General features: G+C 36.3%; 26 protein-coding genes. 20 read left to right on the plus strand and 6 right to left on the minus strand.

Annotated elements, in window-relative coordinates; translation table 11 throughout:
- The first annotated feature begins 40 nt into the window (after positions 1–40).
- From ACFO5Y_RS10680 to nrdG, 4 genes are all read left to right on the plus strand, one after another.
- Complete coding sequence (locus ACFO5Y_RS10680) at positions 41–877, plus strand: hypothetical protein (protein ID WP_197104722.1); 837 nt, start codon at positions 41–43, stop codon at positions 875–877.
- 90 nt (positions 878–967) lie between these two features.
- A complete protein-coding gene (locus ACFO5Y_RS10685) occupies positions 968–1,399 on the plus strand; it encodes a VOC family protein (protein WP_197104723.1) in 432 nt (143 codons plus the stop codon).
- 556 nt (positions 1,400–1,955) lie between these two features.
- A complete protein-coding gene (nrdD, locus tag ACFO5Y_RS10690) occupies positions 1,956–4,187 on the plus strand; it encodes an anaerobic ribonucleoside-triphosphate reductase (protein ID WP_380706633.1) in 2,232 nt (743 codons plus the stop codon).
- The gene (nrdG, locus tag ACFO5Y_RS10695; protein WP_197104725.1) at positions 4,184–4,756 is read left to right on the plus strand and encodes an anaerobic ribonucleoside-triphosphate reductase activating protein; all 573 of its coding nucleotides are present in this window, start codon (positions 4,184–4,186) and stop codon (positions 4,754–4,756) included. The genes nrdD and nrdG overlap by 4 nt, the downstream gene beginning before the upstream one ends.
- A gap of 50 nt (positions 4,757–4,806) precedes the next feature.
- Here the strand turns inward: nrdG and ACFO5Y_RS10700 are convergent, their stop codons facing one another.
- The gene (locus ACFO5Y_RS10700) at positions 4,807–5,490 is read right to left on the minus strand and encodes a YggS family pyridoxal phosphate-dependent enzyme (RefSeq protein WP_197104726.1); all 684 of its coding nucleotides are present in this window, start codon (positions 5,488–5,490) and stop codon (positions 4,807–4,809) included.
- A 337-nt stretch (positions 5,491–5,827) separates the two neighbouring features.
- Here ACFO5Y_RS10700 and ACFO5Y_RS10705 point away from each other — a divergent pair, with 337 nt between their 5' ends.
- From ACFO5Y_RS10705 to ACFO5Y_RS10730, 6 genes are all read left to right on the plus strand, one after another.
- A complete protein-coding gene (locus ACFO5Y_RS10705; protein ID WP_197104727.1) occupies positions 5,828–6,259 on the plus strand; it encodes a MarR family winged helix-turn-helix transcriptional regulator in 432 nt (143 codons plus the stop codon).
- 14 nt (positions 6,260–6,273) lie between these two features.
- Positions 6,274–7,239, plus strand: a complete 966-nt coding sequence (locus ACFO5Y_RS10710) for a VOC family protein (RefSeq protein ID WP_197104728.1) — start codon at positions 6,274–6,276, stop codon at positions 7,237–7,239.
- Positions 7,240–7,287: 48 nt separating this feature from the next.
- Positions 7,288–8,181: a ring-cleaving dioxygenase gene (locus ACFO5Y_RS10715; protein WP_197104729.1), complete on the plus strand. Its 894-nt coding sequence runs from the start codon at positions 7,288–7,290 to the stop codon at positions 8,179–8,181.
- Between the two features lie 9 nt (positions 8,182–8,190).
- Positions 8,191–8,805, plus strand: coding sequence for a flavin reductase family protein (locus ACFO5Y_RS10720; RefSeq protein ID WP_197104730.1), 615 nt, complete (start codon positions 8,191–8,193; stop codon positions 8,803–8,805).
- Positions 8,806–8,820: 15 nt separating this feature from the next.
- Complete coding sequence (locus tag ACFO5Y_RS10725; protein ID WP_197104731.1) at positions 8,821–9,426, plus strand: alpha/beta hydrolase; 606 nt, start codon at positions 8,821–8,823, stop codon at positions 9,424–9,426.
- A 95-nt stretch (positions 9,427–9,521) separates the two neighbouring features.
- The gene (locus tag ACFO5Y_RS10730; RefSeq protein WP_197104732.1) at positions 9,522–10,475 is read left to right on the plus strand and encodes an IS30 family transposase; all 954 of its coding nucleotides are present in this window, start codon (positions 9,522–9,524) and stop codon (positions 10,473–10,475) included.
- A 55-nt stretch (positions 10,476–10,530) separates the two neighbouring features.
- On the opposite strand, the gene ACFO5Y_RS10735 is transcribed toward ACFO5Y_RS10730, so the two are convergent.
- Positions 10,531–11,214 carry a YwaF family protein gene (locus tag ACFO5Y_RS10735; protein ID WP_197104733.1) on the minus strand — a complete coding sequence of 228 codons (684 nt, stop codon included), beginning with the start codon at positions 11,212–11,214 and terminating at the stop codon, positions 10,531–10,533.
- Between the two features lie 163 nt (positions 11,215–11,377).
- Here ACFO5Y_RS10735 and ACFO5Y_RS10740 point away from each other — a divergent pair, with 163 nt between their 5' ends.
- Positions 11,378–11,743 (plus strand): DUF1622 domain-containing protein, encoded by a 366-nt coding sequence (locus ACFO5Y_RS10740; protein ID WP_197104734.1) that lies wholly within the window; start codon positions 11,378–11,380, stop codon positions 11,741–11,743.
- A gap of 87 nt (positions 11,744–11,830) precedes the next feature.
- Here ACFO5Y_RS10740 and ACFO5Y_RS10745 read toward each other — a convergent pair whose 3' ends face one another.
- Both ACFO5Y_RS10745 and ACFO5Y_RS10750 read right to left on the minus strand, forming a co-directional pair.
- The gene (locus tag ACFO5Y_RS10745) at positions 11,831–12,277 is read right to left on the minus strand and encodes a VOC family protein (protein ID WP_197104735.1); all 447 of its coding nucleotides are present in this window, start codon (positions 12,275–12,277) and stop codon (positions 11,831–11,833) included.
- The gene (locus ACFO5Y_RS10750) at positions 12,278–13,474 is read right to left on the minus strand and encodes a M20 family metallopeptidase (RefSeq protein ID WP_197104736.1); all 1,197 of its coding nucleotides are present in this window, start codon (positions 13,472–13,474) and stop codon (positions 12,278–12,280) included.
- Between the two features lie 374 nt (positions 13,475–13,848).
- On the opposite strand from ACFO5Y_RS10750, the gene gcvT reads away from it, so the two are divergent.
- The 7 genes from gcvT (at position 13,849) to ACFO5Y_RS10785 (ending at position 21,048) form a co-directional block, all read left to right on the plus strand.
- Positions 13,849–14,964, plus strand: a complete 1,116-nt coding sequence (gcvT, locus tag ACFO5Y_RS10755) for a glycine cleavage system aminomethyltransferase GcvT (RefSeq protein ID WP_197104737.1) — start codon at positions 13,849–13,851, stop codon at positions 14,962–14,964.
- Positions 14,965–14,978: 14 nt separating this feature from the next.
- Complete coding sequence (gcvH, locus tag ACFO5Y_RS10760; RefSeq protein ID WP_138404015.1) at positions 14,979–15,359, plus strand: glycine cleavage system protein GcvH; 381 nt, start codon at positions 14,979–14,981, stop codon at positions 15,357–15,359.
- A gap of 56 nt (positions 15,360–15,415) precedes the next feature.
- Positions 15,416–16,771 carry an aminomethyl-transferring glycine dehydrogenase subunit GcvPA gene (gene gcvPA, locus ACFO5Y_RS10765; protein WP_269434928.1) on the plus strand — a complete coding sequence of 452 codons (1,356 nt, stop codon included), beginning with the start codon at positions 15,416–15,418 and terminating at the stop codon, positions 16,769–16,771.
- Complete coding sequence (gene gcvPB, locus ACFO5Y_RS10770) at positions 16,764–18,236, plus strand: aminomethyl-transferring glycine dehydrogenase subunit GcvPB (protein ID WP_197104739.1); 1,473 nt, start codon at positions 16,764–16,766, stop codon at positions 18,234–18,236. Before gcvPA ends, gcvPB begins: the two co-directional genes overlap by 8 nt.
- Positions 18,237–18,453: 217 nt before the next feature.
- Positions 18,454–18,975, plus strand: a complete 522-nt coding sequence (locus ACFO5Y_RS10775; RefSeq protein ID WP_197104740.1) for a GNAT family N-acetyltransferase — start codon at positions 18,454–18,456, stop codon at positions 18,973–18,975.
- 13 nt (positions 18,976–18,988) lie between these two features.
- Entirely contained in the window at positions 18,989–19,627 is a 639-nt protein-coding gene (locus tag ACFO5Y_RS10780; protein ID WP_197104741.1) for a DsbA family oxidoreductase, read from the plus strand.
- Positions 19,628–19,659: 32 nt separating this feature from the next.
- Positions 19,660–21,048 (plus strand): L,D-transpeptidase family protein, encoded by a 1,389-nt coding sequence (locus ACFO5Y_RS10785; RefSeq protein WP_197104742.1) that lies wholly within the window; start codon positions 19,660–19,662, stop codon positions 21,046–21,048.
- A gap of 73 nt (positions 21,049–21,121) precedes the next feature.
- On the opposite strand, the gene ACFO5Y_RS10790 is transcribed toward ACFO5Y_RS10785, so the two are convergent.
- Both ACFO5Y_RS10790 and trpS read right to left on the minus strand, forming a co-directional pair.
- Positions 21,122–22,219, minus strand: coding sequence for an FUSC family protein (locus tag ACFO5Y_RS10790; RefSeq protein ID WP_197104743.1), 1,098 nt, complete (start codon positions 22,217–22,219; stop codon positions 21,122–21,124).
- Between the two features lie 237 nt (positions 22,220–22,456).
- Positions 22,457–23,443, minus strand: coding sequence for a tryptophan--tRNA ligase (trpS, locus tag ACFO5Y_RS10795; RefSeq protein ID WP_197104744.1), 987 nt, complete (start codon positions 23,441–23,443; stop codon positions 22,457–22,459).
- Positions 23,444–23,819: 376 nt separating this feature from the next.
- On the opposite strand from trpS, the gene spxA reads away from it, so the two are divergent.
- The gene (gene spxA, locus ACFO5Y_RS10800) at positions 23,820–24,218 is read left to right on the plus strand and encodes a transcriptional regulator SpxA (protein ID WP_197104745.1); all 399 of its coding nucleotides are present in this window, start codon (positions 23,820–23,822) and stop codon (positions 24,216–24,218) included.
- Between the two features lie 168 nt (positions 24,219–24,386).
- Complete coding sequence (locus ACFO5Y_RS10805; RefSeq protein WP_197104746.1) at positions 24,387–25,079, plus strand: adaptor protein MecA; 693 nt, start codon at positions 24,387–24,389, stop codon at positions 25,077–25,079.
- Positions 25,080–25,146: the final 67 nt, after the last annotated feature.

Raw genomic sequence — 25,146 nt, forward strand, 5'->3', positions numbered from 1 at the left:
ACTTGTCTAAAGTAACAATCTGAAGTGAGGATGGATAGAGATGAGTCATAGAAATAAAGGTTTTTTAGCAACGATGTTATTCGCGATGCTATTCAACCCAATAAGCATAACAGCATCAGAAAATAGTTCTAGTACAAGTGATGAAGAACTGGAACAAGTAGAATTAAGTGAAGAGGATAAAGTGAATTATATTCGCTGGTTTGGAGCCTATGACGATCTGCCCCAAACACCTTTAGATGAATTGAAGTCTACATTTGAGACGCTCATTTCCGAAGGTTCAACCGATATGACTAAAGAAGAAGTCATTGAATTAGCGGGCGAGCCTGCTGAAACGTTTGATGCAGGTGCAAGTGAATTCTTATTGTATTATTCAATGAATGATGAAGAATCAGCTATTCTATATGCACAAATCTTCTCAGAAGAAAAGGCAGCGGAAGCAAGTAGTGGACAGGCAGCTTCGACAGAATCTGTTGAAAGTACAGAAACAGAAGAGGAATTCGCTGCGCCTTATTTAACAGAAGTGAATTTATTGTTAGTGAATGAGACGGCCTTTGAGCCATTAAACATTACTTTAGAAGAAATTGAAACTTGGCAAGATTCAGAGAGTGACAATCGTGAGTTTACTACATTTGAAGAGTTACAGGAATTAATTGGTGAGCCATCAGAGATAACTTATCGGTTCGAAGATGAAAGTTGGCTGTATGCTTGGATTCGAAATAGTGATGAAACTGACTCAATAGATTATGTCATGACTGAAGTCGATGCTGACGGGAATATTGTGGAACTCAATACGATTGAAGATAGCGAAGAGAGCAGTGAAAGTGTCGAGATTTCGAGCCTAGATGAATTTAACAACACTGACGAAACAGCTGAATAAGCAGTTTGAACTAATTACCGCTTAGGTTTACAACAATCATTGTGTAGGCCTAAGCGTTTTTTTAAATAAATGAATAAGGGAGTCATGAATATGAATCGAATTAACTTAATTGCTTTAGGTGTCAAAGATATCGGTAGGGCAATGAAATTTTATAAAGATATCGGCTTTAAAACCTATGAAGAGGCTGACAACCCACCGATTGTATTTTTTGATAATGATGGAACCAAACTAGAGTTATTCTCACTTGAAGATTTAGCCAAAGAAATAAATCCAACCAACCCCCCAGTCATTAATACAGGTTTTAGTGGAATCACATTAGCAATCAACTTTAAAACTAAAGTTGAAGTTGATGAATTTGTTAAACTGGTTGAGTCTGCTGGTGGGCCGATCGCGAAATATCCTAAACCTACGGATTGGGGCGGGTATAGTGGTTACTTCCAAGATCTTGACGGTTATTATTGGGAAGTTGCATATGGTGATAGCTGGAAGTTCGATGATAATAACATGCTAGTCATAGAATAATAAGTGTTGATTGAAGGAGCTGTGGTTGCAGCTCTTTTTTTATTGGGAAAATGGGTAAACCTGCAGTCGAATTCAATTCGAGTCCTCGATTACGACTAAATGTGCATTCGAAAAAAATCCGAGTGCTAGATTCCGGCTAAACGTGCATTCGAATTCAATTCGAGTCCTAGATTCCGGCTAAACACGTATTCGAAAAAAATCCGAGTACTAGATTACGACTAAACACGCATTCGAAAAAAATCCGAGTGCTAGATTCCGGCTAAACACGCATTCGAAAAAAATCCGAGTACTCGATTCCATCTATATACTGGTCCTATAAACGTGGACAACTAGAGACATGCCCGTTTCATTCGTGGACTAAGTTCATTTCTGTCATTATCATCGTAGACAGAGTTTTATTGCACAAAAAAAATCATCTCCAATCCTTTCACATCGCAGTTACTTACAATTTTAAATAAATAATATTTATGAAAACGGTAAAAAATCCTCGACTAACACAATATATGTGCTATTATTATTAAGTGAACACTATATATTGTGTTGAAGGAGGATGGAAATGGAGCAAACATTTAAAGGTATTAAGGAAAATATAACAAATACAATCGTTATCAAACGAGATGGGCGAGTTGTAAACTTTAATCCGAATAAGATAAAAGCAGCGATTAACAAAGCATTTACTCATGTATATTCAAGCGAGGATGCTGAAATATCGGAATTAGTTAAAGACATCATCACTAAACTATCAAATAGATATGGTCAAGAATTGACGATTAATCAAATACAGCGAGTAACAGAAGAGGTACTAGTGGCCTCTGAATACAACGAAGTTGCCCAAGCTTATATTAGCTACCGGGTACAAAGAGAACAAGAACGCATGTTATCTGTCGATATCAATGAAAGTATTAAAGCCCTAACTGCAAAAGAAAGTACACTAGTGAATGAGAATGCGAATAAAGATAGTCGTGTCTTTAATACACAAAGAGATTTGACTGCAGGTGTCACGGCTAAAGCAATTGGGTTAAAAATGCTTCCTCCTCATGTAGCTAACGCTCATGTAAAAGGACAAATTCACTACCATGATTTGGACTATCAACCATATGCACCGATGACAAATTGTAGTTTGATTGATTTTGAAACAATGTTTAATGAAGGATTTACAATAGGAAATGCCCAAGTCGAGTCACCCCAATCGATCCAAACGGCTACGGCACAAATGGCTCAAATCATTGCCAACGTTGCAAGTAGTCAGTACGGAGGAACTAGTGCAAACCGAATTGATGAGATTTTAGCTCCTTATGCAGAGAAAAATTATCATAAGAATTTAAAGATGGCGCATGAGTGGATTGAAGATGAGGATAAACAAAAAGCATTTGCGAAGAGTAAGACGAAAAAAGATATTTATGATGCGATGCAAAGTTTGGAATATGAAATTAATACACTTTATACTTCTCAAGGACAAACGCCTTTTACGACACTTGGCTTTGGTCTAGGGACTTCATGGATTGAAAGGGAAATCCAATTTGCCATTTTGAAAGTTAGATTAGAGGGCTTGGGTAGCGAGAAAAGAACTGCCATTTTCCCTAAACTTGTCTTTACTTTAAGAGACGGAGTGAACTTAAAAGAAGCAGATCCGAATTATGACATCAAACAGTTAGCACTTGAATGTACTGCTAAACGAATGTACCCGGATGTTCTAATGTATGACAAATTAGTTGAGTTAACAGGCAGCTTTAAAGTGCCAATGGGGTGCCGCTCATTTCTGCAAGGATGGAAAGATGACAATGGAAATGAAGTCAATGACGGTCGTATGAACTTAGGGGTTGTCACATTAAATTTACCGAGAATAGCGATTGAATCTAGCGAGAACAAAGAGCAATTTTGGTCAATATTAGAGGAAAGACTCGATATTATGACTGCCGCTTTAGTATATCGCGTTGAAAGAGTGAAGGAAGCTTTACCAGAGAATGCCCCCATCTTATATCAATATGGAGCATTTGGTGAACGATTGAATGAAGACGAATCCGTTGATAAATTATTTAAAAACAAACGCGCAACAGTGTCGCTGGGTTATATCGGATTATATGAAGTGGCAACTGCTTTTTATGGTCCCGATTGGGAAGAGAATAAAGAAGCTAAAGATTTTACACTAGAAGTGATTAAAACTCTTAAAGCCAAGGCAGATGAGCTAGGTGAACAGTACGGTTATCACTTCAGTGTGTACAGCACTCCTTCAGAGAGTTTAACAGACCGATTCTGTCGGATGGATAAAGAACGATTTGGATCGATTCCTAATATTACTGATAAAGATTATTATACGAATTCTTTCCATTATGATGTCAGAAAAAATCCAACCCCCTTTGAGAAAATCGAATTCGAAAAAGACTATCCACAATACTGTAGTGGCGGGTTTATTCATTACTGTGAATATCCGAATATGCGTCAAAATTTAAAAGCGTTAGAAACAGTTTGGGACTTTGCTTATGACAAGATTGGGTATCTAGGAACGAATACACCGATTGATCATTGTTATGAATGTGATTTTGATGGAGAGTTTGAAGCGACCGAACGCGGTTTTAAATGCCCTCAATGTGGCAATCAAAATCCTGACACATCAGACGTTGTAAAGAGAACTTGTGGCTATTTAGGCAATCCACAGAAAAGACCGATGGTGCGTGGAAGACATAAAGAAATCAACGCACGGGTGAAACACATTCCCAATAGCATTGTGAAATTAAAACGCAATCAGAAAGCGAAATTAGCAAACGACTCAAGGAGCGTACTCGAATGAAAAATCCAAAACCCAAAGAATGGCTAGCTGAAGATTTAAGTCTAGGTAAGATTGCGGATTACAAACCGTATAATTTTGTGGATGGTGAAGGAGTCAGATGCAGCCTTTACGTCAGTGGTTGTCCCTTTGCTTGTGTCGGTTGTTACAATCGTGTCGCACAAAACTTTAACTACGGGACACCTTATACGCAAGAACTAGAAGAGCGAATCATTGAAGACCTCGCTGTATCATACTGCCAAGGCTTAACATTACTAGGCGGAGAGCCTATGTTAAATACTAATATCGTAGTCCCTTTATGTAAAGCAATCCGAGAAAAATACCAACAAACAAAAGATATTTGGTCATGGACGGGTTACACATGGGAAGAATTACTGTTGGAATCAGAGGATAAGTTAGAACTATTATCATTAATCGATGTGCTAGTCGATGGTCGTTTTGACATTAATAAAAAAGATCTCACAAGGCAATTCAGAGGCAGTACGAATCAACGCATTATCGATGTCCAAGAAAGTTTGGCTCAAGGAGAAGTTGTGCTTTGGACACAATCGAATGGACAACCATACTATTGATAAACAAAAACAACAGTTCGAAAAATCAGACTGTTGTTTTTTTTGTTAAACTATAAAGCATCTTTGAAGAAGGCAGTACCTACACGTATGAAAGAAGCTCCTTCTGAAACAGCGATGGGATAGTCTTGGCTCATGCCCATGCTAACTTCGGTACAAGGAGCATTTGAAAAGTTACTTTGTCCCACTTCAACTTGTAACTCTTTTAAAGAACGGAAATATTCATGGATTTCCTCTTGGCTGGCATCAATAGGAGCCATTGTCATTAGGCCAATGATATTTAACTTATCATATGCTTCTAACTCTTTTAAAGTGTCAGCCAACGCGTCGGGTTGGAAACCAGATTTACTATCTTCACCACTCACATTAACTTGAATGAAACAGTTAACCGGCTGCTCAGCGCGTTTTTGAATTTCTTTTGCTAAAGAGAGACGGTCCAGAGAGTGGAGATAATCAATATCATTAATAATCTTCTTCACTTGTCTCGTTTGTAAATTACCAATAAAATGCCATTGAATCTCGTCATTAATATCTGCCAAATTTTCATATTTCTTTAAGAATACATCGGGGCGATTCTCCCCAAAGTGTTTTACTCCAAGAGCGTGCAAATCACGCATCGTTTTTTCATCAACGGTCTTAGTGACTGCAACTACAGTAGGTTCCTCGTTTCCAGCGGGTAGATGATTTTCAATCGTTTCTTGAATTACATTGATATTTGTTTTTAACGTTTGTTTCATTGTCACTTCGTTCACCAATCCTTTAATTATTCCTCTATTGAATTTATCAATAATGGTGGAGGGTGTCAATTTGAAGACATTCAAACAAATTCAAGAATAATACTTGCATTGAACAAATATCCATGTTAGTATTCTTTCGAAGTCGAGATAACACTTCATTGATCACTAATAAAAGTGAAAGACTTGACCTCTAAATTGATTCATGTTATTATTAATTCGAAATCGAGATGTAAACATTTAAAGTAAAATTTTAAATGCTTTTGCTCGGTTATAATTTTTAACTTATAATTCGAAAACGAGATAATAAAATATGAACAATCTTTCAGGAGGAGCAACAATGAATAGAACCGAAGAATCATTAAAAGCATTTGTAGGGATCCAAAGAACAAGCGAAACTTTAGATAGAACAGTTAGAAAAGACTCAAGAAAACACGGTCTAAACTTAAATGAGTTTGCCGTACTAGAATTATTATTGAATAAAGGGCCACAACCCATTCAACAAATAAAAGAGAAAATTCTAATTGCGAGCAGCAGTACTACTTACTTAATTGATAAATTATGTGAGAAGGGACTTGTTGAGCGAATTGTGAATGAACAAGATCGTCGTATCATTCATGCCTCTTTAACACCTAGCGGGAAAGAGTTAATTGAACGCATCTTCCCATCGCATGCTGAATTGATTAGAGAATCATTTGATAAATTATCGGATGATGAACTCACACAACTACGGTTCTTATTGAAGAAAATGAACGGCATAGACAACAAATAAAGGAGCGTTTTATTATGACGAACAATTTTGAACTTAAAGGAATTCACCACGTTACAGCGATTACGAATAGTGCTGAAAGAAACTATAAATTTATCACAGATATTTTAGGTATGCGTTTAGTTAAAAAGACAGTAAATCAAGATGATATCCAAACGTATCATACATTCTTTGCGGATGACATCGGATCACCAGGAACGGATTTAACATTCTTTGATTTTCCGAATATTCCTTCAGGAACTTATGGATCAAACTCAATTTCGCGTATTGGCTTACGTGTTCCTAACGATGCAGCATTAGAATACTACTTAAACCGTTTTGAAGAATTTGATGTAAAACACGGCGAAATTGAAGATTTATTCGGTACGAAAGTTTTAGAATTTGAAGAAGAAGATGGGCAACGCTACCGTTTATTCTCAGATGAGAATAATGAAGGGGTAGAGGCTGGAACACCATGGCAAGATGGACCAGTACCAACAGATAAAGCTATCTACGGGCTTGGACCGATTGAAATTACAGTAAGTTACTTTGATGACTTCAAACAATTATTACAAGTAATTTATAATATGAAACCAATGATTGAAGAAGAGGAAGTTGCAGTCTTTGAAGTAGGTGAAGGTGGAAACGGTGGCCGTGTTATCTTACGCAAAGATGAAAAAACACCCGTTGGAATCCAAGGTTACGGAGAAGTTCACCACGTTTCATTTAGAGTTGAAGACCATGCAGCAATTAAATCATGGGAAGCAAAATATGACCAAATCGGTGTTCGCCACTCTGGTTGGGTAGATCGTTTCTTCTTTGAAGCACTATATGCACGAATTGGCCATATCTTAATTGAAATCTCTACAGATGGACCAGGATTCATGGGCGACGAACCATATGAAACATTAGGAGAAAAATTATCATTACCGCCATTCTTAGAAGAAAAACGTGACGAAATCGAAGCATCTGTACGTCCATTTGATACAACGCGCATTAAATAATAGCCAGGCGACTTTGAAATCATTAATACAATATAAGGAGCTGATAATATGGAACCGGTGAAACATATACACCATATTACTGCGATTGCAGGTCCACCTCAAGAAAATTTACACTTTTATCGTGATGTTTTAGGCTTAAAATTAATTAAGCAAACAGTTAATTTTGACGATGTAAATACATATCATTTTTATTTCTCAAATAAGGGTATGGATGATGGAACAATCTTAACGTTCTTCCCATGGGATACGCGTAATCGTGGTGTTAAAGGTAGTGGGCAAGTTGGAAGAATTGCTTTCTCAGTACCTAATGGGTCATTAGAACATTGGAAGAAACATTTAGAAACTCATGATGTGGCTTTTGAAGAATCGAATATGTTTGGAAATCGCGGGATTATCTTTGAAGATAATCATACTTTACGCCTAGCGATTGTTGAAACTGATGCAGAGAATAATGATTCAGATATCTTAGGTTTGTACGGCGTGGAGTTGCTATCAAGCCAACCAGAAGCAACAAGAGATACATTACGTAACCAACTCGGTTTAGAGGAATTAGAAGCCACATTAGAATTCTTCCACTTAGAAACAGTGGGAGAACAACGTCATCACATTATTATACCTAAAGAAGCACCAGCGAGAGGTAGAGACGGTGTTGGAACAGTTCATCACGTGGCTTGGTCAATGGAAGACGATCTTAAACAGCAAGAATGGCGTGAATACCTACAAGATGAAGGATTCCACGTGACAGATGTTAAGGATCGTAATTACTTTAAAGCGATGTACATGCGAGAAAAGGGCCATGTTCTATTCGAATATGCGACCGATGGTCCAGGTTTTGCTGTCGATGAACCTTTAGATGCCTTAGGCCAAAAGCTCATGCTTCCAGAACAATATGAAAGCCAGCGAGAAGAAATCGAGAAAACTTTACCAAAAGTCGAATTATAGGAGGGGTTTATGCATTTTTTTAAAGCAGATAATATGTCCTCAAAGGACAATAAAAAGAAATTAGCAGGAACAATTATTCCAAGGCCGATTGCATTAGTGATGACGCAATCTGATGAAGTCATTAATATTGCACCTTTTAGTTACTTTAATATTGTTTCTAACAACCCACCTCTCATTTCGATTGCGATACAAAGATCGAATGGTGAACTAAAAGACACTTCAAGAAATATTCTCGCAAAGAAAGAAGCGACGGTTCATGTTGTAGATGAGCGAATCGTAAACGATGCAAATGCAACATCAGCAACATTGCCTGCAGATGAGAGTGAGTTAAGTGTATCAAACTTTAACTTAATTGACTCAAAATTGATTGGAACACCAGGGATTAAAGAAGCCCTCGTCCGCTATGAGACACAGTTGTATAAAGCTGTTGAAATTACGGATGCATCAGGGTTAATCGTTGCGGATTTAATCATCCTAGAGGTGGTTGGTTTCCATCTTGCAGAAAAGATTCACGATGTTGACACAGGCTATATTATAGCAGACAAACTGAAACCTGTGAGTCGATTAGCCGGTGCGGATTATGCCAAATTAGGTACGCAATTTGATTTAGTCCGACCAGATTAAAGGAGTTAATAATTTATGGAACATATCTTTAGAGAAGGAAAAGCAAACCATCCTGTATTCATTATGTTACATGGAACAGGTGGAAATGAAACGAATTTATTACCTTTAGGAGAGATTCTTGATCCTGAGGCAGCAATCTTAGCCATCCGTGGGGATGTAGTGGAGAATGGTATGTTACGCTACTTTAAACGTAAAGAAGAAGGCGTGTATGATGTCGAAGATTTAAACCAACGTGGGGAAGCTTTACATCAATTTATCGTTGATTCTAGTAAAGAATATAACTTTAATTTAGATGATGCGGTCTTTGTAGGCTTTTCAAACGGATCAAACATTGCGATGAATATCTTATTAAGAGATGACAGCCAAGTGAATAAAGGGGCATTATTTGCACCAATGTATCCAGTGGACGTGTCTCATAATACAAAAGATATGAAAGATGTTTCAATTTATTTATCAATGGGAGAAAATGATCCCATCGTTTCGTTAAATGATAGCGAGAATGTTGTTGATATCTTCGAGACACGCGGCGCAGAAGTCACAACGTTTTGGGTAAATTCCCATGAGTTAAATGGTGAAACAGCTATGCAAGCAAAAGCTTGGTTAAATAAAGTTTTTAAATAACTTGAATTGTAAAATTAAGCTAGAAAAATAAATAAACCATCTGTGGTACACTCAAATCAAATTTCCAACCACGAAAATTAGAGGAGTGACCACAAATGGCCTACACACATCTTACCATGAAAGAACTCGGGTGGATAGAAACTTATTATGATATTGGCTATAAAGCCTATGAAATTGCGAAGAAACTGGGACGATCCAATCAACCGATCTATAATGTTGTCAACTTCCTAAAAGAAGGTGGAACGGTTCATGACTACTTGGAACGTTATACACAGAATAAATCGAAATGCGGCGCCAAGAAAAAAACATTGACAAGTGAACAGTCTCAATACGTTAAGCACCGAGTGGCTGAGGGTTGGACACCCGATGTGATCATTGGTCGAGGTGAAGTAGATCTTGGCTGTTCTATGCGTACCCTCTATAGACGATTTAAAGATAGTACGCTCTTTGATATAACGACGTTACCCATGCAAGGAAAACGAAAACCGAATGGCCATAAAGAAACGCGCGGGAAACAAGGGGACAGAAGAACGCTTGATGACCGAAAACAAGCTTATCCTTCTTACCACAATGAATTTGGTCATTTAGAAGGTGATACCATCATCGGTAAAAACCATAAGAGTGCCGTGATCACCTTTGCGGAAAGAGCGTCTAAGTTAATCATTGCTTTAAAGACACCCGGCCGAAAGGCCGAAGACATCGAGGTCACCTTGACCAACTGGTTTAAACAGCTACCCAAGAATCTCTTTAAGTCGATAACGTTTGACTGTGGCAAGGAATTTTCCAACTGGAAAAGTTTAAGCAATCAACAGGATATTTCTGTTTTCTTTGCAGATCCGGGCTGTCCCTCTCAACGTGGCCTCAACGAACATTCGAATGGGCTCTTGCGTAAAGATGGATTACCTAAACAAATGGACTTCAATGAAGTGAACCAAGCGTTTATTTCTTCGGTCGCCATTCGTAGGAATAAGATTCCTAGAAAGTCTTTAAATTATAAGACCCCGTTGGAGGTCTTTCTTGAGAATGTGTCTGGGTTAAATTATTTCTAGCTTAAATTGACAAACGAAATAATATAATAACAGAGGGACGAGATCATAATAGAACTCATCCCTCTGTTTGTTTGTGAATAAATTTGCTTTGAACTAAGTGAAATATCTGTTCAATGATAAAGAACAGCAAGATAGATACTAAAATTGAGCCCGGATAATAAAAGATATTAGGTACGGAAGAAAAGATGGGTTTATCTCTAAGATAAAAGTAATTACCATTAACAATTGGATTAAATAACGCCACGAAGACAAAGTATACTAAAAACAATAGAATGACACGCTTACGTGCGGATGCATAAACTTTATAGTTATAGGCAATCATACCGTAGAAGGGTAGTAGCAATGTAATAACATGATTCGTTAAAAAACTTACCCCTCTAGGATGCGTAATCGGTTCAATGTTTGATGGTACTAAGAAACTTAACCAAGCAAACACTGAGAAATAGGCAACGATGTTAAATAATTTTTCAGATTTAGTAAATAAGAAAATGATACCTAGAATGGTATTAATCCGACTAATGTGGAAGGGTAAGGATTCTTGTAATGTAAATTCACCGAGTAGGACATAAGAACCGTATAATAAAATTTGTTGAAGGATTGAAATAGTCACAATGTATTTTGAAATAGTATTGCGGTGGTCTCTAACATACGATTGATTCATAAATAAGAGGCAGGTAAAGAAAATTAAAACAGCAATATATAATAAATGATTCGGACCAAGAATTTGAATGTACTCCATGTTAGTTACTTACCTCGCTTTATAATATATTAGTTATAAAAAAAATAGTTTAATATGCATTCATTTTAAGAATCTCATTTCTTTTTGTCAAACTCATTTTTCATTTGTACTTTTAGATAGATATCGGTAAAATAAAATAAAAAGTATAAGGAGTTGTGAATCAGTGTTCCTAGAAGAATTGATTCAAATTGTTAGCCCACCCATTATTCATATATTAGAATTAATCGGAATTTTTATTATTTTTTTCGGTAGTTTAAAGGTACTTTGGATTTTTATGAAATCTGGCTTTAACTTTCATGATAAGGCGATTACGATTACTTTAGGTGAAGTCCTCGCTTTGAGTTTACAGTTTAAACTTGGGGCAGAGGTTATTAAGACGGTCGTTATTCGAGATTTCCAAGAACTGATTGTGTTAACTGTAGTTGTAATTCTAAGAATAGTTCTAAGTGTTGTCGTTCACTGGGAAGTAAAGAACGCGAATATGGAAGAACGCGAGCGTTTAATGACCGATTCAGATAGTTTCGATTAATCAGCACTTATTATATACATACAAATACACCTTATTATTCAATCTTCTTACTCATTTGAACAATAAGGTGTATTTATGTAAATGTTACTAATCTAAATTAAATTCATCTTTGAAAAATTCTTCGCGTTTTTCAAAACTAACTTCTTCGTGGATTTCATGTAACATCCAAATGTAATTTGAGTTATCCAAGAACATTCCATTAGTTACACCCATCTCAGGCATATGCATAAGTTCTTGAATGACAGAAGCGCCATTATCAATTGCATTTTGGAACGTGTCTTTAATGTTAGGTACCATCACATTGAACCATAAAGTTTTAGGATCATCTTCTGTAGGTGCTAATAAATCATACTCAGCGTTTGCATCCATAAGGTGGAAGCGAGTGCCGTATAAAGTAAACACCGCTTCGTTTAAACCTGTTGGGAAACTTGTCTTTTCAATGACTTCTAAAGCATCAGTAAAAATTGCTTGATACATTTCAAGTGCTTTTAGAGAGTTTTCAACTACGAAATCAATTTCTACGCCTGTAATCATTTATTTGTTCTCGCTTTGATCATTACTGAAGTAATCAGCTACAACCGTCGCCATTGCGCGAGCAGCAATCATCATTGAGCCTTCTTCGATATCGAATTTAGGATGGTGATGTGGGAAGGCTTCTTTATCTACTGGGGCTGCACCAACATAAAAGAAAGAACTTGGAACTTCTTTAGCGTAGTAAGCGAAGTCTTCTGATGGAGACATTGGTCCTGCTTTAACAACTTCTGTAACATCTTCAAAATTAGCTTCAGATAAAACTGCACCAATGTGTTCTGTTAATTCTGGATCATTGTATAGAACAGGGTAGTCATTTGCGTAGTCAAGTTCGCAAGTAACGTTGTACATAACTTCAAGACCTTTCACGATACGTTTTACTTCGACTTCTATTTTTTTACGTACTTCTTCAGACATACCACGAACGTCACCTTCAAGGACTACTGAATCTTTAATAGCGTTAAATGATCCTTTACCGTCGAAAGAACCGATGGTTACAACACCTGTATCGAATGGACTTAAACGACGTGAAACAACTGTTTGTATCGCTGTTACAAAGTAACTCGCCGCAACAATCGCGTCATTCGCTTCGTGAGGACTTGAACCGTGTCCACCAACACCTTGTACTTTAAGAACAAATTTCGCACGACCATTTTGTGCTTCACCTGGTACGTAATGAATTACTCCATATGGTTTGTTAGACATCACGTGGATACCAAAGGTATTATCAACACCGGCTAAGACACCGTCTTTAATCATACCGATAGCTCCTCCTGGTGGAACTTCCTCAGCATCTTGATGAATTATAACAATCTTACCTTCGAACTCATCTTTTAATTCGATTAAAGCATCAGCTAAGATAAGCATGTAAGCAGTATGGGCATCATGACCACATGCATGCATCACACCTGGGTTTTTAGATGCAAAGGGTAAACCAGTGGCTTCTTCGATAGGTAGTGCATCAAAGTCAGCACGGATAGCTAACGTTTTACCTGGTTTACCAGAATCAATCGTTACTTTAACCCCGTGATTACCAACATTTGTTTGAACATCTACATCTTTATCTTTGTAAAAGTCCGCGATGTATTTAGAAGTATTCACTTCTTCAAAAGATAGTTCTGGATTTTCGTGTAAGTAGCGACGAATATCAATCATCTGATCTTTATTTTCTTCAATTTTTGCTAGTAATTTCTCTAACATTGTATGCCTCCTAAGGTTTTTCTTACTTTAATCATCTTATTCCTATTTCAGTATATTTTCAAGCTTTACCGCTTGTGTTTCCTTTATTGTTAGTCGATTAAAAATTGGCTATAATACAATTGAGAAACTGTAAAGACGGCTACTAAAAATTTACACACGAGATTTTAAAAACGCTTATACTACAGTAGGTTTTCTGAAAAAATTAAGTTATAACGAACAATATGATTGTTTCATTAATGTTCGTGCGTAGAAGTATTGAAGGGTTTACTAGGTGCCTTATAATTAGAAAACAGATAGGGGTTTTATTTGATTCTAATATAAAGTATGTAGCTGACAATATAAAAGCTGTAATAAAAAGAAGGAGGTAGTTAAGAATGGCTGAAAAAAATTTAAAACAGACCCCACTTTTTGATTATTATGTTGAGAAAGGGTTAAAATTAACTGATTTTGGAGGCTGGGCACTGCCAATCCAATTCACAAAGATTCAAGAAGAACATGATGCGGTGCGTCAAACGGTTGGGATTTTTGAAGCTTCTCATATGGGGGAAATTTTAATTAAAGGTTCAAATGTGCTTGAATGGTTTAATCAAATCATCACGAACGATACACAAAGAATTTCATTAAACGACGCACAGTATACTGCCATCGTGAATGAGAATGGCTATACTTTAGATGATTTGATTTATTATTATGTTGCAGAGAATACATTATTTGTCACTCCCAATGCTGGAAATAAAGACAAAATTCTAGCATGGTTGAATGAGCATAATTCCGATAAGACAGTAGAGATCGTCGATCAATCAGCAGAATACGGATTGATTGCGGTTCAAGGTCCAAATTCTGAAAAAGTATTAAAGGAAATTGTAGCACCTGAAGTGTTAGAATTAAATAATTTCCAAATATTCAGTCAACAAACAATTGCGGGTGTTGATTCAGTGCGTATTTCTAAGACTGGATATACAGGTGAATTAGGTTATGAATTATATATTCCTTGGGCACAGACGGCTAAAGTTTGGGAGGCATTGCTTAACGTAGGTGAGTCTTATGGACTGAAAGAGTGTGGTCTAGGAGCTAGAGATACCTTACGACTTGAAGCTGGTATGGCTTTATATGGCAATGATCTTAGCGAAGAGATTACACCGATTGAAGGTGGGATTGCTTTTGCGGTTGATTTAAATAAAGAAAATTTTATTGGTAAGGAAGCCCTTGAAAAAGTAAAGAACGACCCGAATCGTTATATGTCTCGTGGCTTTGAACTAACTGGAAAAGGGATTGCCCGCCAAGGATATAAAATCTTTGAATCAGAAGAAAGTACCGAAGTCATTGGGGAAGTAACATCTGGAACAAAATCACCAACCTTTAAAAAAGCACTCGGTTTTGCACAAACAAGAAAACCATATGCTAAAATAAATAATCAAATTTTTGTCGAGATTCGTAATAAACGCGTACCAGCGAAGATTACTAAAAAAGATTGGTTAAAAAATAAATAATTGGAGGAAGAAAAATGGATAAAAACACATTATTTTACACAGAAGATCACGAATGGGTTCAAGTATTGGATGACAATACTGTTCGTATCGGAATTACAGATTACGCTGTAGAACAATTAGGGGACATCGTTTATGTTGAAGTACCCGAGATGGATGAGGAATATGATTTAGAAGAAGCATTCGCAAACATTGAATCAGTGAAATCCACGTCAGAAATTTATGCACCAATTGCTGGGAAAGTAACTGCAGTGAATGAAACTTTAGAAGATGAACCTGAGAACGTTAACGAAGACCCTTATGAATTAGGGTGGATTTGTGAATTAACAAGTGAATCAGCTATTGATACATCTCATTTAATATCGTTAGAACAATATACTGAATTTGTAGAAGATTAAGTTTATTTTCAAAACAGTAATCGGAATGAATGTTTAAATGTGAGAGGATGAATGAGTTGAAAAAATTTCGTTATTTACCTCATACAGAGGATGACAGAGAAAAAATGTTAAATACCATTGGCGTTAAGTCAGTGAATGAATTATATGAAGACGTCCCAAAAGCAGTTAGAACCCAGGAAAGAATGGATCTACCTAAAGAGTTAAGTGAATTTGAACTACTTAAACACGCTCGTGAGCTAGCTAATAAGAACACAAATGCTACACAGATGCCTTACTTTATTGGGGCAGGAACGTATGACCATTATATTCCTTCAATTGTCCAAGCGATAATATCTAGACAAGAATTTCTAACAGCATACGTTCCGTATCAGCCTGAAATTAGCCAAGGAGAGCTACAGGCTTTATTTGAGTGGCAATCTATGATTGCAGAGTTGACTCAGATGGAAGTGGCAAACTGTGGGATGTATGACGGATATAATGCCATTGCTGAGGCAGCGAATTTAGCGATTGGCTCTGTTAGAAAATCATCAAAAATCTTAATATCTCAAGGGGTGAACCCCCAGGGGATTGATGTCTTAAACACATATGGCTTTGGTAAGGAATATGAAGTGAATGAAATTCCTTTAGCAAATGATGTGACAGATATTGAAAAGCTTAAAGAGCAATTAGATGACTCCGTTGCTGCTGTTATTATTCAATACCCTAATTTCCTTGGATCGATTGAAGATCTGAAAGAAATTAAAGCAGCGATGAGTGATACAAAAGCGTTACTTATTGTATCAGCAAATCCGCTTGCTTTAGGTGTTCTAGAAGCACCAGGTAATTTAGGTGCAGATATTGTTGTTGGGGACGTGCAACCATTTGGTATACCAATGTCATACGGTGGACCTCACTGTGGTTACTTTGCGACAACGAAGAAATTAATGCGTAAAATACCTAGCCGTATCGTCGGCCAAACGGAAGATGAGAATGGCGAACGTGGTTTTGTTATGACTTTAGCTACACGTGAACAACATATTCGTCGTGAGAAAGCGACAAGTAATTACAGTTCAAATCAAGCTTTATATGCTTTAGCTTCAGCCATAGCTATCTCTGCTTTAGGTCGAGAAGGCATTGTCGAGATGGCTAAGCAAAATATTAATAAAGCTCATTATTTAAAAGACCAATTAGAAGCTCAAGGCTTTAAAGTATTTAATCAATCTCCTTTCTTTAATGAGTTTGTGATTCAGTTAGATCAACCTGTTAAAGAAGTTAACTTGGCATTACACCAAGTAGGCTTTGTTGGTGGTTATGATGCAACTCGCTCAACAGGTATTGAGAACACTTACTTATTATGTGCAACTGAGAAGCGCTCGAAGTCAGAAATCGATGCTTTTGTATCGAGTTTAGTAGAGGTGACACGTCATGCTTAAAGAATATAATGAATTAATATTTGAAATTTCTCAACCAGGTCATGTCAGCTATGATTTACCAGATAACGATGTCCCAACATACGATTTATCTAATGATTTACCTGAGTATTTAAATCGACAAGAAGCAGCGAAATTACCAGAAGTGTCAGAACTACAACTGGTGAGACACTATACAGCTTTATCGAATAAGAACTTTGGTATCGAGTCTGGACCGTATCCGCTTGGGTCATGTACGATGAAATATAATCCAAAAGTGAATGAAACAATTGCCGCTTTAGACGGATTCAGTCAAATTCACCCTCAACAAGAACCAGAGACAGCTCAAGGTGCCTTAGAATTACTGCATAACTTACAAGAATACCTTGCGGAAATTACAGGGATGGACCAAATTTCCCTTCAACCTGCTGCTGGAGCTCATGGAGAATTAGCTGCAATATTGATGTTTAAAGCTTTTCATGAAGCGAACGGTGAAGGTGAGCAACGTAAGAATATTATTGTTCCAGACTCTGCTCATGGGACGAACCCTGCGACAGCAACAGTTGCTGGCTATGAAACGTTTGAAATCCCTTCAACTAAAGAAGGCATTATAGATATTGAAGCATTGAAACAAGTAGTCAATGAAGAGACGGCGGGTATTATGTTAACGAATCCTAATACAGCAGGTTTATATGAACGTGATATTCAAGAAATTGTAGACATTGTTCATGAAGTAGGTGGCTTAGCATATTACGATGGTGCTAATTCAAACGCGATTATGGGAATATCTAATCCAGGTGCAATGGGCTTTGATGCTGTTCACTTGAATTTACATAAGACCTTTACAGGACCTCACGGTGGTGGTGGTCCAGGATCAGGACCTATCGGTGTGAAAGCAAACTTAGAAGCTTTCTTACCTGTGCCTAGAATTGAAAAAGTAGACGAGCATTACGTTATTAATTCTGACTATCCTCAAAGTATTGGTCGAATTAAAGGTAACTTTGGAAACTTTGGTGTGAATGTCCGTGCTTATTCTTATATTAGAACCATGGGTGCAGATGGTCTAACGCAAGTGTCTAAAGATGCCGTCTTGAATTCTAATTACTTGAAAGCACGTATTAAAGAATATTACGACGTTGCTTTTGCCCAACATTGTATGCATGAATTTGTTGTGAGTTGTAAACGACAAAAAGTTGAGCATAATGTCAATGCGAAAGATATTGGGAAACGTTTGTTAGACTATGGTATTCATTCACCAACGACATACTTCCCACTAATTGTAGAAGAATGTCTGATGATCGAACCGACTGAAACGGAATCAATCCGTGAATTAGACCAAATTGCAGATGCTTTTATTTCAATTTCAAAAGAAATTAAGGAAGATCCAGAAATAGTTAAACAAGCACCACACTTAACATCAGTTAGAAGATTAGATGAGACAACCGCTGCGCGTAAGCCAGTGTTAACTTATCAAGCGAGTCTTCAATAATAAATAATAATGTTTGACGGCAGATTTCGATTATCTGTCGTCTTTTCATTTCAAAATATTTCGAAAAAAATATACATTTCGAAACCATGGAACAAAAGAGCATAAAATCAAGCTTTATCATGGTATCGAAGCCGATACTGTGGTAAATTAATTGATAAGTAGATTTAATTACTTAAACAAAATTAATGAATATGATTACATAATAAGAGGTGGATGGATGTCGATTCGATTAGCAACACAAAATGACTTTGATATCATTATGGATAATTACAAAGTGATGACCGAATATCCAGGGCAAGTTGACGCTGGGGCAGGTTGGGTACTCGGTATTTATCCTGATGAAAGAATGATTCAAGAAGCGATTAATCTTAAACAATATTATGTTTATGAACTAGAAGGCAAAATCTGTGGTGGAATGATTATTAATGAAGCCTATACAGAGGGTTACGAAAAGGTAAACTGGCGAATACAAGCAGATGAAGGCGAATTCATTTCGATACATGCTCTAGGCGTAATGCCTAAGGCAAGAGGCAAAGGCATTGCCAAAGCATTAGTACAATATGCCCAAGCTTATGGGAATGAACACAATTATAAAGCTATTCGCATTGATGTTTACGGAGTGAATCAAGCAGGGAAGAAGTTATATCCAGCAACAGGCTTTGTTTTAGTTGATACTATTGAACTGTATTATGAAGATACAGGTTTAGCTGAATACTTAATGTATGAGTACATCATTTAGGAGGAATTTATTTATGGAAATTACTATTTGGTCGGATTTTGTATGTCCTTTTTGTTACATTGCTGAAGAGCACTTAAACCAAGCTTTAAGTACTTTTTCTGAGAAGGACGATGTGACTATTGAATATAAAAGTTTTCAACTGGATCCAGTGGGAACTTATCAACCCGAATTAAATTATTATGAAACCTTTGCGAAATTAAAAGGGATGCCAATGGATAAAGTCACTCAAATGATGGACAGCGTCAAAAATATGGCAAATGAAGCCGGTTTAACAATGAATTATGACGATGCAAAGTACTCAAACACGTTAAAAGCTCACCGAGTCTTCCAGTATGCAAAAGAAGAAGGACGAGGGAATGATTATTTCCATCGCTTTTATCGAGCGCATTTCGTCGAAGGTTTGAATATTGAAGATAATGAAGTCATTGAAAAACTCAGTCAAGAACTAGGGCTAAACTTAGCTGATGTTCAAGCGATTCTTAATGATAGTCAAACTAATCATCAAAAAGTCCAAGATGATATTGCAACAGCGGGCTCGATTGGTGTTCAAGGGGTTCCATTTTTTGTATTTAATAATAAATATGCTGTATCTGGGGCACAACCAATTGAAATATTCAAAAATGTCCTTGAACAAGTTGCAGCTGAGTCATAGAATGAAATATATATTCATAGGAGGTGGATTTATTGGAAAAAATTAGACAGTTGCCTAAACGCTATGTGATTACTGCGATCGTAGTTCTTTTAATTTTACTAATTTATTTTGTGGGTGCTTTTTACTTTAAATCTCATTTCTTGCCTCGCTCTTATGCAGGACCAGTAGAAATCAGTCAAATGACACCACAACAAGCGACCGAAACGGTGGGGCAAAACCTTGAATCGAGCACTTTAATTTTTAACGAAAATGAAAATAATATCGGCTACATTGAAATGAACCAGATTGGTATGTCTGCTGAAGTAGATGAACTTATGAGTCAAGCCATTCAAAACCAGAACGGCTGGAGTTGGCCAATTGCTTTCTTTAATGGCGATAAAGTCGTTAATATTCAAGAACAGATTCAAATCGATGAGAATATTGTGGCTGGTCTGGTACCGAGTCTTGGAATCAATAATGATGAAAGAGAACCAACAGTTGATGCCCAGCTAGTGAAGAATGACAATGGTGAAATAAGTGTCGCTGAAGAAACTTACGGAAACCAAGTAACTTCAGATAGTTTAGCACAAGCGATTGTTCAGTCAGTTGGAACAGGAGCAGGGCAGTTAAATATCGAAGACGCCTATGTGAAGCCAACAGAGTTAACCGAAAGTGACAGCTTGATACAAAGAGCTGACACCATTGAACAAATGAAAAGTACATCAATCACATTGGAATTCGACGGAAACTCTGTCACAATCCCGCAAGAGCAAATTAACGCTTGGATTTATTTAGATGAAGATAATAACCCACAAGTAAATCAAGAAGCTGTAGAGGAATACATTCTTTCGCTGAATGAACAGTATGCAAGTTTATTCTTACCTCGTACTTTTAGTAGTACTTATCAAGGTGAAGTTCAAGTTCAACCCGGTACTTATGGCTGGTTTATCGATCGTTATGATGAAGCAGAGTTGATTGTTCAAGATATACATAACGGAGCTCAAGTCACTAGAGAACCTGTGATCGGTGGAAGTGGTTATGGTATGGGAGACTATGTCGGAGAAAATTATGTTGAAGTTGATATTGCCTATCAAATGATGTTTATTTACCGTGATGGACAACTCGTATTAGACACACCCATTGTTTCAGGAATCATTGGGGCTGAAACAGTTCCAGGCGCATATCAAGTTTGGAATATGGAACAAGATACAAACTTAGTTGGTTATAATACAATTACTGAACAAGATTATGTTCAACCAGTGTCGTATTGGATTGCTTTTGATGACCAAGCACAAGGGATTCATGATGCTTCATGGCAGTCATCATTCGGTGGAAATGCTTATCAAACAGCTGGATCACTCGGTTGTATTAATACACCACCAGGAATGATGGGACAAGTATTTGAATTAGTTGAATATGGCATGCCAGTCATTGTTTTTTAAATCTAGGTAATAAAAAATCCGGCTATCTTTAGTTTTCACTAAGGATAGCCGGATTTTTATTGTTGTTATGTCATTATAGATGCTCGTTACCAAGTTGTTCATCTTCATCATGATACTCAATGTAACGTTCTTTGTAGATACGTATAATGCTATTTAATTTTACTAGTGATTCTTCATAATTATAAGTAGCTGATAAGATGTGAATGACTCCATTACTATCATTCTCATAGCTCGTATCGGCTTCCAGTTCATCCCAAGCTTGATCAAAGAATCGCTTCATAAATTCTAATTTGAAATCTTTTTGAGAATGGATAAAATTTACTTCTGATGCTGAAACTCGGCCACTAAATTTAAGTAGAATTTGTTCGTGACCTACCATTAATGTTTCAATGTGTTCACGGAGCATTATTCTTAAATCAACCGGGAAACTTTGAAAGACATGATCATTCGAATGAAGGGCATCGAGTAAATCAATCACTGATTTAGTTGTTTTAATCATTTGACGGTAGATTACCAAACGTCTTGCTTTACCCATTCTCTCTGACTTAGAGAATGTCACTTCATTATTCATTAAATCAAATAAAGTTGTTAAAGTAGAATATTCTTTTCTTGCCCATTGAATATCTCGATGTAGAATCGAGAATGTGACATTCTTTCTAAGAGTCGCTCGAATAAAGATTAAGACTTCATTCGTCAGATTGACCAAGGTTGAGTAGAAAGGTTTGTCATGTTGCGGAGGGTAGACTAACCAATTAATAATGAATGAAACAATCACCCCAATGGTAGTTTCTAAAACACGGTATAGTGCGGCTAGATAGTAATTGTCTGAAGTCGTTAACATTACTGCTACCACGGTGATGACTGCTAAAGATAAAACATCAGACAAACCTAAGGCATTTAAAACTGCAATTGTTACTACAGCAGCAATACCAATTGCAACTGGATTACTACCTATTGCAAATAACATAAATACAGCCACGAGACCACCGATAATATTACCGACTAATCGACGAGTAAACATATCGAAAGACTTTCTTACAGAGGGCATCGTTGTTGTTACTGCGGCAATCGCAGCTAAAGCTGCACTATTATCTGGAATGAGTAGCATGGATAAGTATGTCGCAAGTGAAATCGCTAGTCCTGTTTTTAAGACCCGCGCGCCAATTTTCATTTTTTTATTCTCCTAATGTAGATTTTAATTAACTTAATAGTACTTGATTTTCAGAAAAATTCAAGGTATAGGTTCCAATAATAATACAGAGTATTGTATTAAAGAAAGATAGATTAGTAAAGGGAATTTCAACTACAATTAGATTACAAATAAATCGAAAAAATTTATCTAAAAAATACGCCCAGTAAAATTCAAATTAACTGGGCGCATAAATATAATAATGATTAAAATGTGTAATTAATAAGTTAAGCCAATGGCTTTCTCAACACGACTTAAAGTAGACTCAGCAATTGCTGAAGCTCTCTTCGCTCCATCTTGTAAGATATCGTCTAAATCTGAACTTGTTAATAGGGATTCATAGCGTTCTTGGATAGGTTCGATTGTTGAAACAACTAAGTCAGCCAAGTCACCTTTGAAGTTACCATAGCCTTGGCCACTATAATCAGAAACGATTGAGTCAATTGATTTACCACTGAAGCTTGCAAAGATTTGCAATAAGTTAGCCACAGCGGGTTGATTTTCTTTATCATAGTTCACTTCACCGATAGAATCTGTTATGGCACTCTTAATTTTCTTAGTGATTTGTTTTGGCGTATCTAACATAGATACAAACGCTTTTGTATTTGTATCTGACTTACTCATCTTGCTTGTTGGATCTTGTAAGCTCATAATACGTCCGCCTTCTTCAGGGATGAGTGGCTCAGGTTTAACTAATAAATTATCTCCAAAACGAGAATTAAAGCGATCAACAAAGTTACGCGTTAATTCTAAATGTTGCTTTTGATCGTCTCCGACTGGAACAAAATTAGCATCATATAAGACGATATCACCAACCATTAATGTAGGGTAAGCTAATAAACCAGCGTTAACAGCTTCTTGCTTTCTAGCTTTATCTTTAAACTGAGTCATACGTTCTAACTCACCTAAACCAGTCATGCATTGAATAATCCAAGCCATTTGAGCATGAGCAGGGACATCAGATTGAACGAATAGAATCGCTTTTTTTGGATCAATTCCAATAGCTAAGTATAAAGCAGCCAATTGACGTGTCATTTGTTTTAATAATTTTGGATCTTGTGGCACTGTGATGGCATGTTGATTAACGACAGAGTAGATAGCGTCGTATGAATCTTGTAAGTCAACAAAACCTTTCATAGCACCGATATAATTACCAATAGTGGGGATTCCCGAAGGTTGCACTCCAGAAAAAACTTTTTCTTTCATAAAAATGCCTCTTTTCAAATGTTAAATATTTCTTAAATTATATTAGCATTATAACGTATTTATTGACAAAGAACAAAAATAAAAAAAATTAATGACTTCAAAGTCTTAGTGTGTTAGCGAATAATGACTTTGTGAATTAATGATGAATTCTTAACATTGTCTAAAGACCTGATTAGAAGCGATATTGATTTTTTCATTTGAAAATGCTATACTATTAAACATAGAGCGATACAGATTGTGAAAATATACTTCGTTAAAAGTATAATATTATTGTTTTTGTATCACTTTATTAATTCACAAAAGAGCTGCTAACGTACTAAACAGGAGCCGCAAAGTTAATGTTAACTTTGTCAAAATTGAAAGGAGCAACTATATTATGGTTACTTTATACATCACTCCAAGCTGTACCTCATGTCGAAAAGCTCGCACATGGTTAGAAGAAAATGAGATTCCTTATGAGGAGCGTAATATTTTTACTGAACCATTATCAACTACAGAAATTAAGTCAATTTTACGTATGACAGAAAATGGGACAGAGGATATTGTGTCTACTCGTTCAAAAGCATATTCTGAATTAGATGTAGAATTAAGTGAGATTCCTTTAAACGATTTCTTCGAAATGATTCAAGAGCAACCTGGGCTGTTGCGTCGTCCAATTATCATTGATGATAAAAGACTACAAATTGGATACAATGAAGATGAAATTCGTCGTTTCTTACCACGTGCAGTTCGTGCATTAGAATTACAAAAAGCACGCGCATTGGTAAACGAGTAAAAACCATTTATTATTATAACTATGACCGATTATTTATTAATCGGTTTTTTTGTCTTTTTTACTTGAAACATGACATTCTGATTGGTATGATAACGTAACACTAATGATTTGTGTATTGCTAGATTATTCGTATAATAGATGTAAGAAGATCTGAGGAGGTGTACGGATATGGAAATGGAACACATTAATGAAAATTTAATTAAAGTGTTAATTAGACAGGAAGACTTGGAAGAGCGAGGTATTGATTTCCTAGATTTAGTTGGTGATCAAAAGACGATTGAAAGATTTTTCTACTCAATTTTAGAAGAGGTAGATGTTGATAAGCACTTTCAGGAATCAGAAGCTGTCACTTTCCAAGTAATGCCTAATAAAGAAGGTTTGGAATTATATATAAGCCGAACAAATTTTGATGAAATGGATGAAATATGGGAAGATGAATTAACTAAACATCTCATAGAGCGTAAACGAAAAATGAATGAAAATGAAGCAAACCAAGATGATGATAAAAAAGAGAAAACAATCTTAGATTTATTCGAAAATGAAGAGAAATCTCAAGAAACTGAAGATGTAAAATCAGTTGAAGGTGAAATTATTAAATTTGCTGACTTAGAGGATTTCCTTAAGTTATCAAGAGAAGTAACCACTGATTTGATTCACGCAGACTTTTATCATATGAATTCAAATTATTTCTTAGTCATTAACTATGTTGATTCTTCAATTGTTGAAGAATACGCGTACAACAAACTATTAACCATGTTTGAATATGGTGAAAAAGTCAAAGTAACTGAAGCAATCCTTCAAGAACATGGAGACATGTTAAGAAGTAAGGATGCATTGAAATATTTTGGTGAAAATTTCTAATAATATTTATAAGAGCCGACGGGAAATTTCCGTTGGCTCTTTTTTTAATGAAATTGTAATAATGGAA

The organism is Ruoffia tabacinasalis (assembly GCF_042652985.1).
GTDB lineage: Bacteria > Bacillota > Bacilli > Lactobacillales > Aerococcaceae > Ruoffia > Ruoffia tabacinasalis.

Bases quoted from the DNA above. Each gene is read 5' to 3' on its own strand.
- ACFO5Y_RS10805 (WP_197104746.1), top strand. From the start codon at position 24,387: ATGGAAATGGAACACATTAATGAAAATTTAATTAAAGTGTTAATTAGA.
- ACFO5Y_RS10730 (WP_197104732.1), top strand. From the start codon at position 9,522: ATGGCCTACACACATCTTACCATGAAAGAACTCGGGTGGATAGAAACT.
- ACFO5Y_RS10700 (WP_197104726.1), bottom strand. From the start codon at position 5,490: ATGAAACAAACGTTAAAAACAAATATCAATGTAATTCAAGAAACGATT.
- gcvH (WP_138404015.1), top strand. From the start codon at position 14,979: ATGGATAAAAACACATTATTTTACACAGAAGATCACGAATGGGTTCAA.
- trpS (WP_197104744.1), bottom strand. From the start codon at position 23,443: ATGAAAGAAAAAGTTTTTTCTGGAGTGCAACCTTCGGGAATCCCCACT.
- ACFO5Y_RS10715 (WP_197104729.1), top strand. From the start codon at position 7,288: ATGGAACCGGTGAAACATATACACCATATTACTGCGATTGCAGGTCCA.
- ACFO5Y_RS10745 (WP_197104735.1), bottom strand. From the start codon at position 12,277: ATGATTACAGGCGTAGAAATTGATTTCGTAGTTGAAAACTCTCTAAAA.
- ACFO5Y_RS10705 (WP_197104727.1), top strand. From the start codon at position 5,828: ATGAATAGAACCGAAGAATCATTAAAAGCATTTGTAGGGATCCAAAGA.
- ACFO5Y_RS10735 (WP_197104733.1), bottom strand. From the start codon at position 11,214: ATGGAGTACATTCAAATTCTTGGTCCGAATCATTTATTATATATTGCT.
- ACFO5Y_RS10720 (WP_197104730.1), top strand. From the start codon at position 8,191: ATGCATTTTTTTAAAGCAGATAATATGTCCTCAAAGGACAATAAAAAG.
- ACFO5Y_RS10790 (WP_197104743.1), bottom strand. From the start codon at position 22,219: ATGAAAATTGGCGCGCGGGTCTTAAAAACAGGACTAGCGATTTCACTT.
- spxA (WP_197104745.1), top strand. From the start codon at position 23,820: ATGGTTACTTTATACATCACTCCAAGCTGTACCTCATGTCGAAAAGCT.
- ACFO5Y_RS10710 (WP_197104728.1), top strand. From the start codon at position 6,274: ATGACGAACAATTTTGAACTTAAAGGAATTCACCACGTTACAGCGATT.
- ACFO5Y_RS10685 (WP_197104723.1), top strand. From the start codon at position 968: ATGAATCGAATTAACTTAATTGCTTTAGGTGTCAAAGATATCGGTAGG.
- ACFO5Y_RS10775 (WP_197104740.1), top strand. From the start codon at position 18,454: ATGTCGATTCGATTAGCAACACAAAATGACTTTGATATCATTATGGAT.
- ACFO5Y_RS10680 (WP_197104722.1), top strand. From the start codon at position 41: ATGAGTCATAGAAATAAAGGTTTTTTAGCAACGATGTTATTCGCGATG.
- nrdG (WP_197104725.1), top strand. From the start codon at position 4,184: ATGAAAAATCCAAAACCCAAAGAATGGCTAGCTGAAGATTTAAGTCTA.
- gcvT (WP_197104737.1), top strand. From the start codon at position 13,849: ATGGCTGAAAAAAATTTAAAACAGACCCCACTTTTTGATTATTATGTT.
- gcvPB (WP_197104739.1), top strand. From the start codon at position 16,764: ATGCTTAAAGAATATAATGAATTAATATTTGAAATTTCTCAACCAGGT.
- ACFO5Y_RS10750 (WP_197104736.1), bottom strand. From the start codon at position 13,474: ATGTTAGAGAAATTACTAGCAAAAATTGAAGAAAATAAAGATCAGATG.
- ACFO5Y_RS10780 (WP_197104741.1), top strand. From the start codon at position 18,989: ATGGAAATTACTATTTGGTCGGATTTTGTATGTCCTTTTTGTTACATT.
- ACFO5Y_RS10725 (WP_197104731.1), top strand. From the start codon at position 8,821: ATGGAACATATCTTTAGAGAAGGAAAAGCAAACCATCCTGTATTCATT.
- nrdD (WP_380706633.1), top strand. From the start codon at position 1,956: ATGGAGCAAACATTTAAAGGTATTAAGGAAAATATAACAAATACAATC.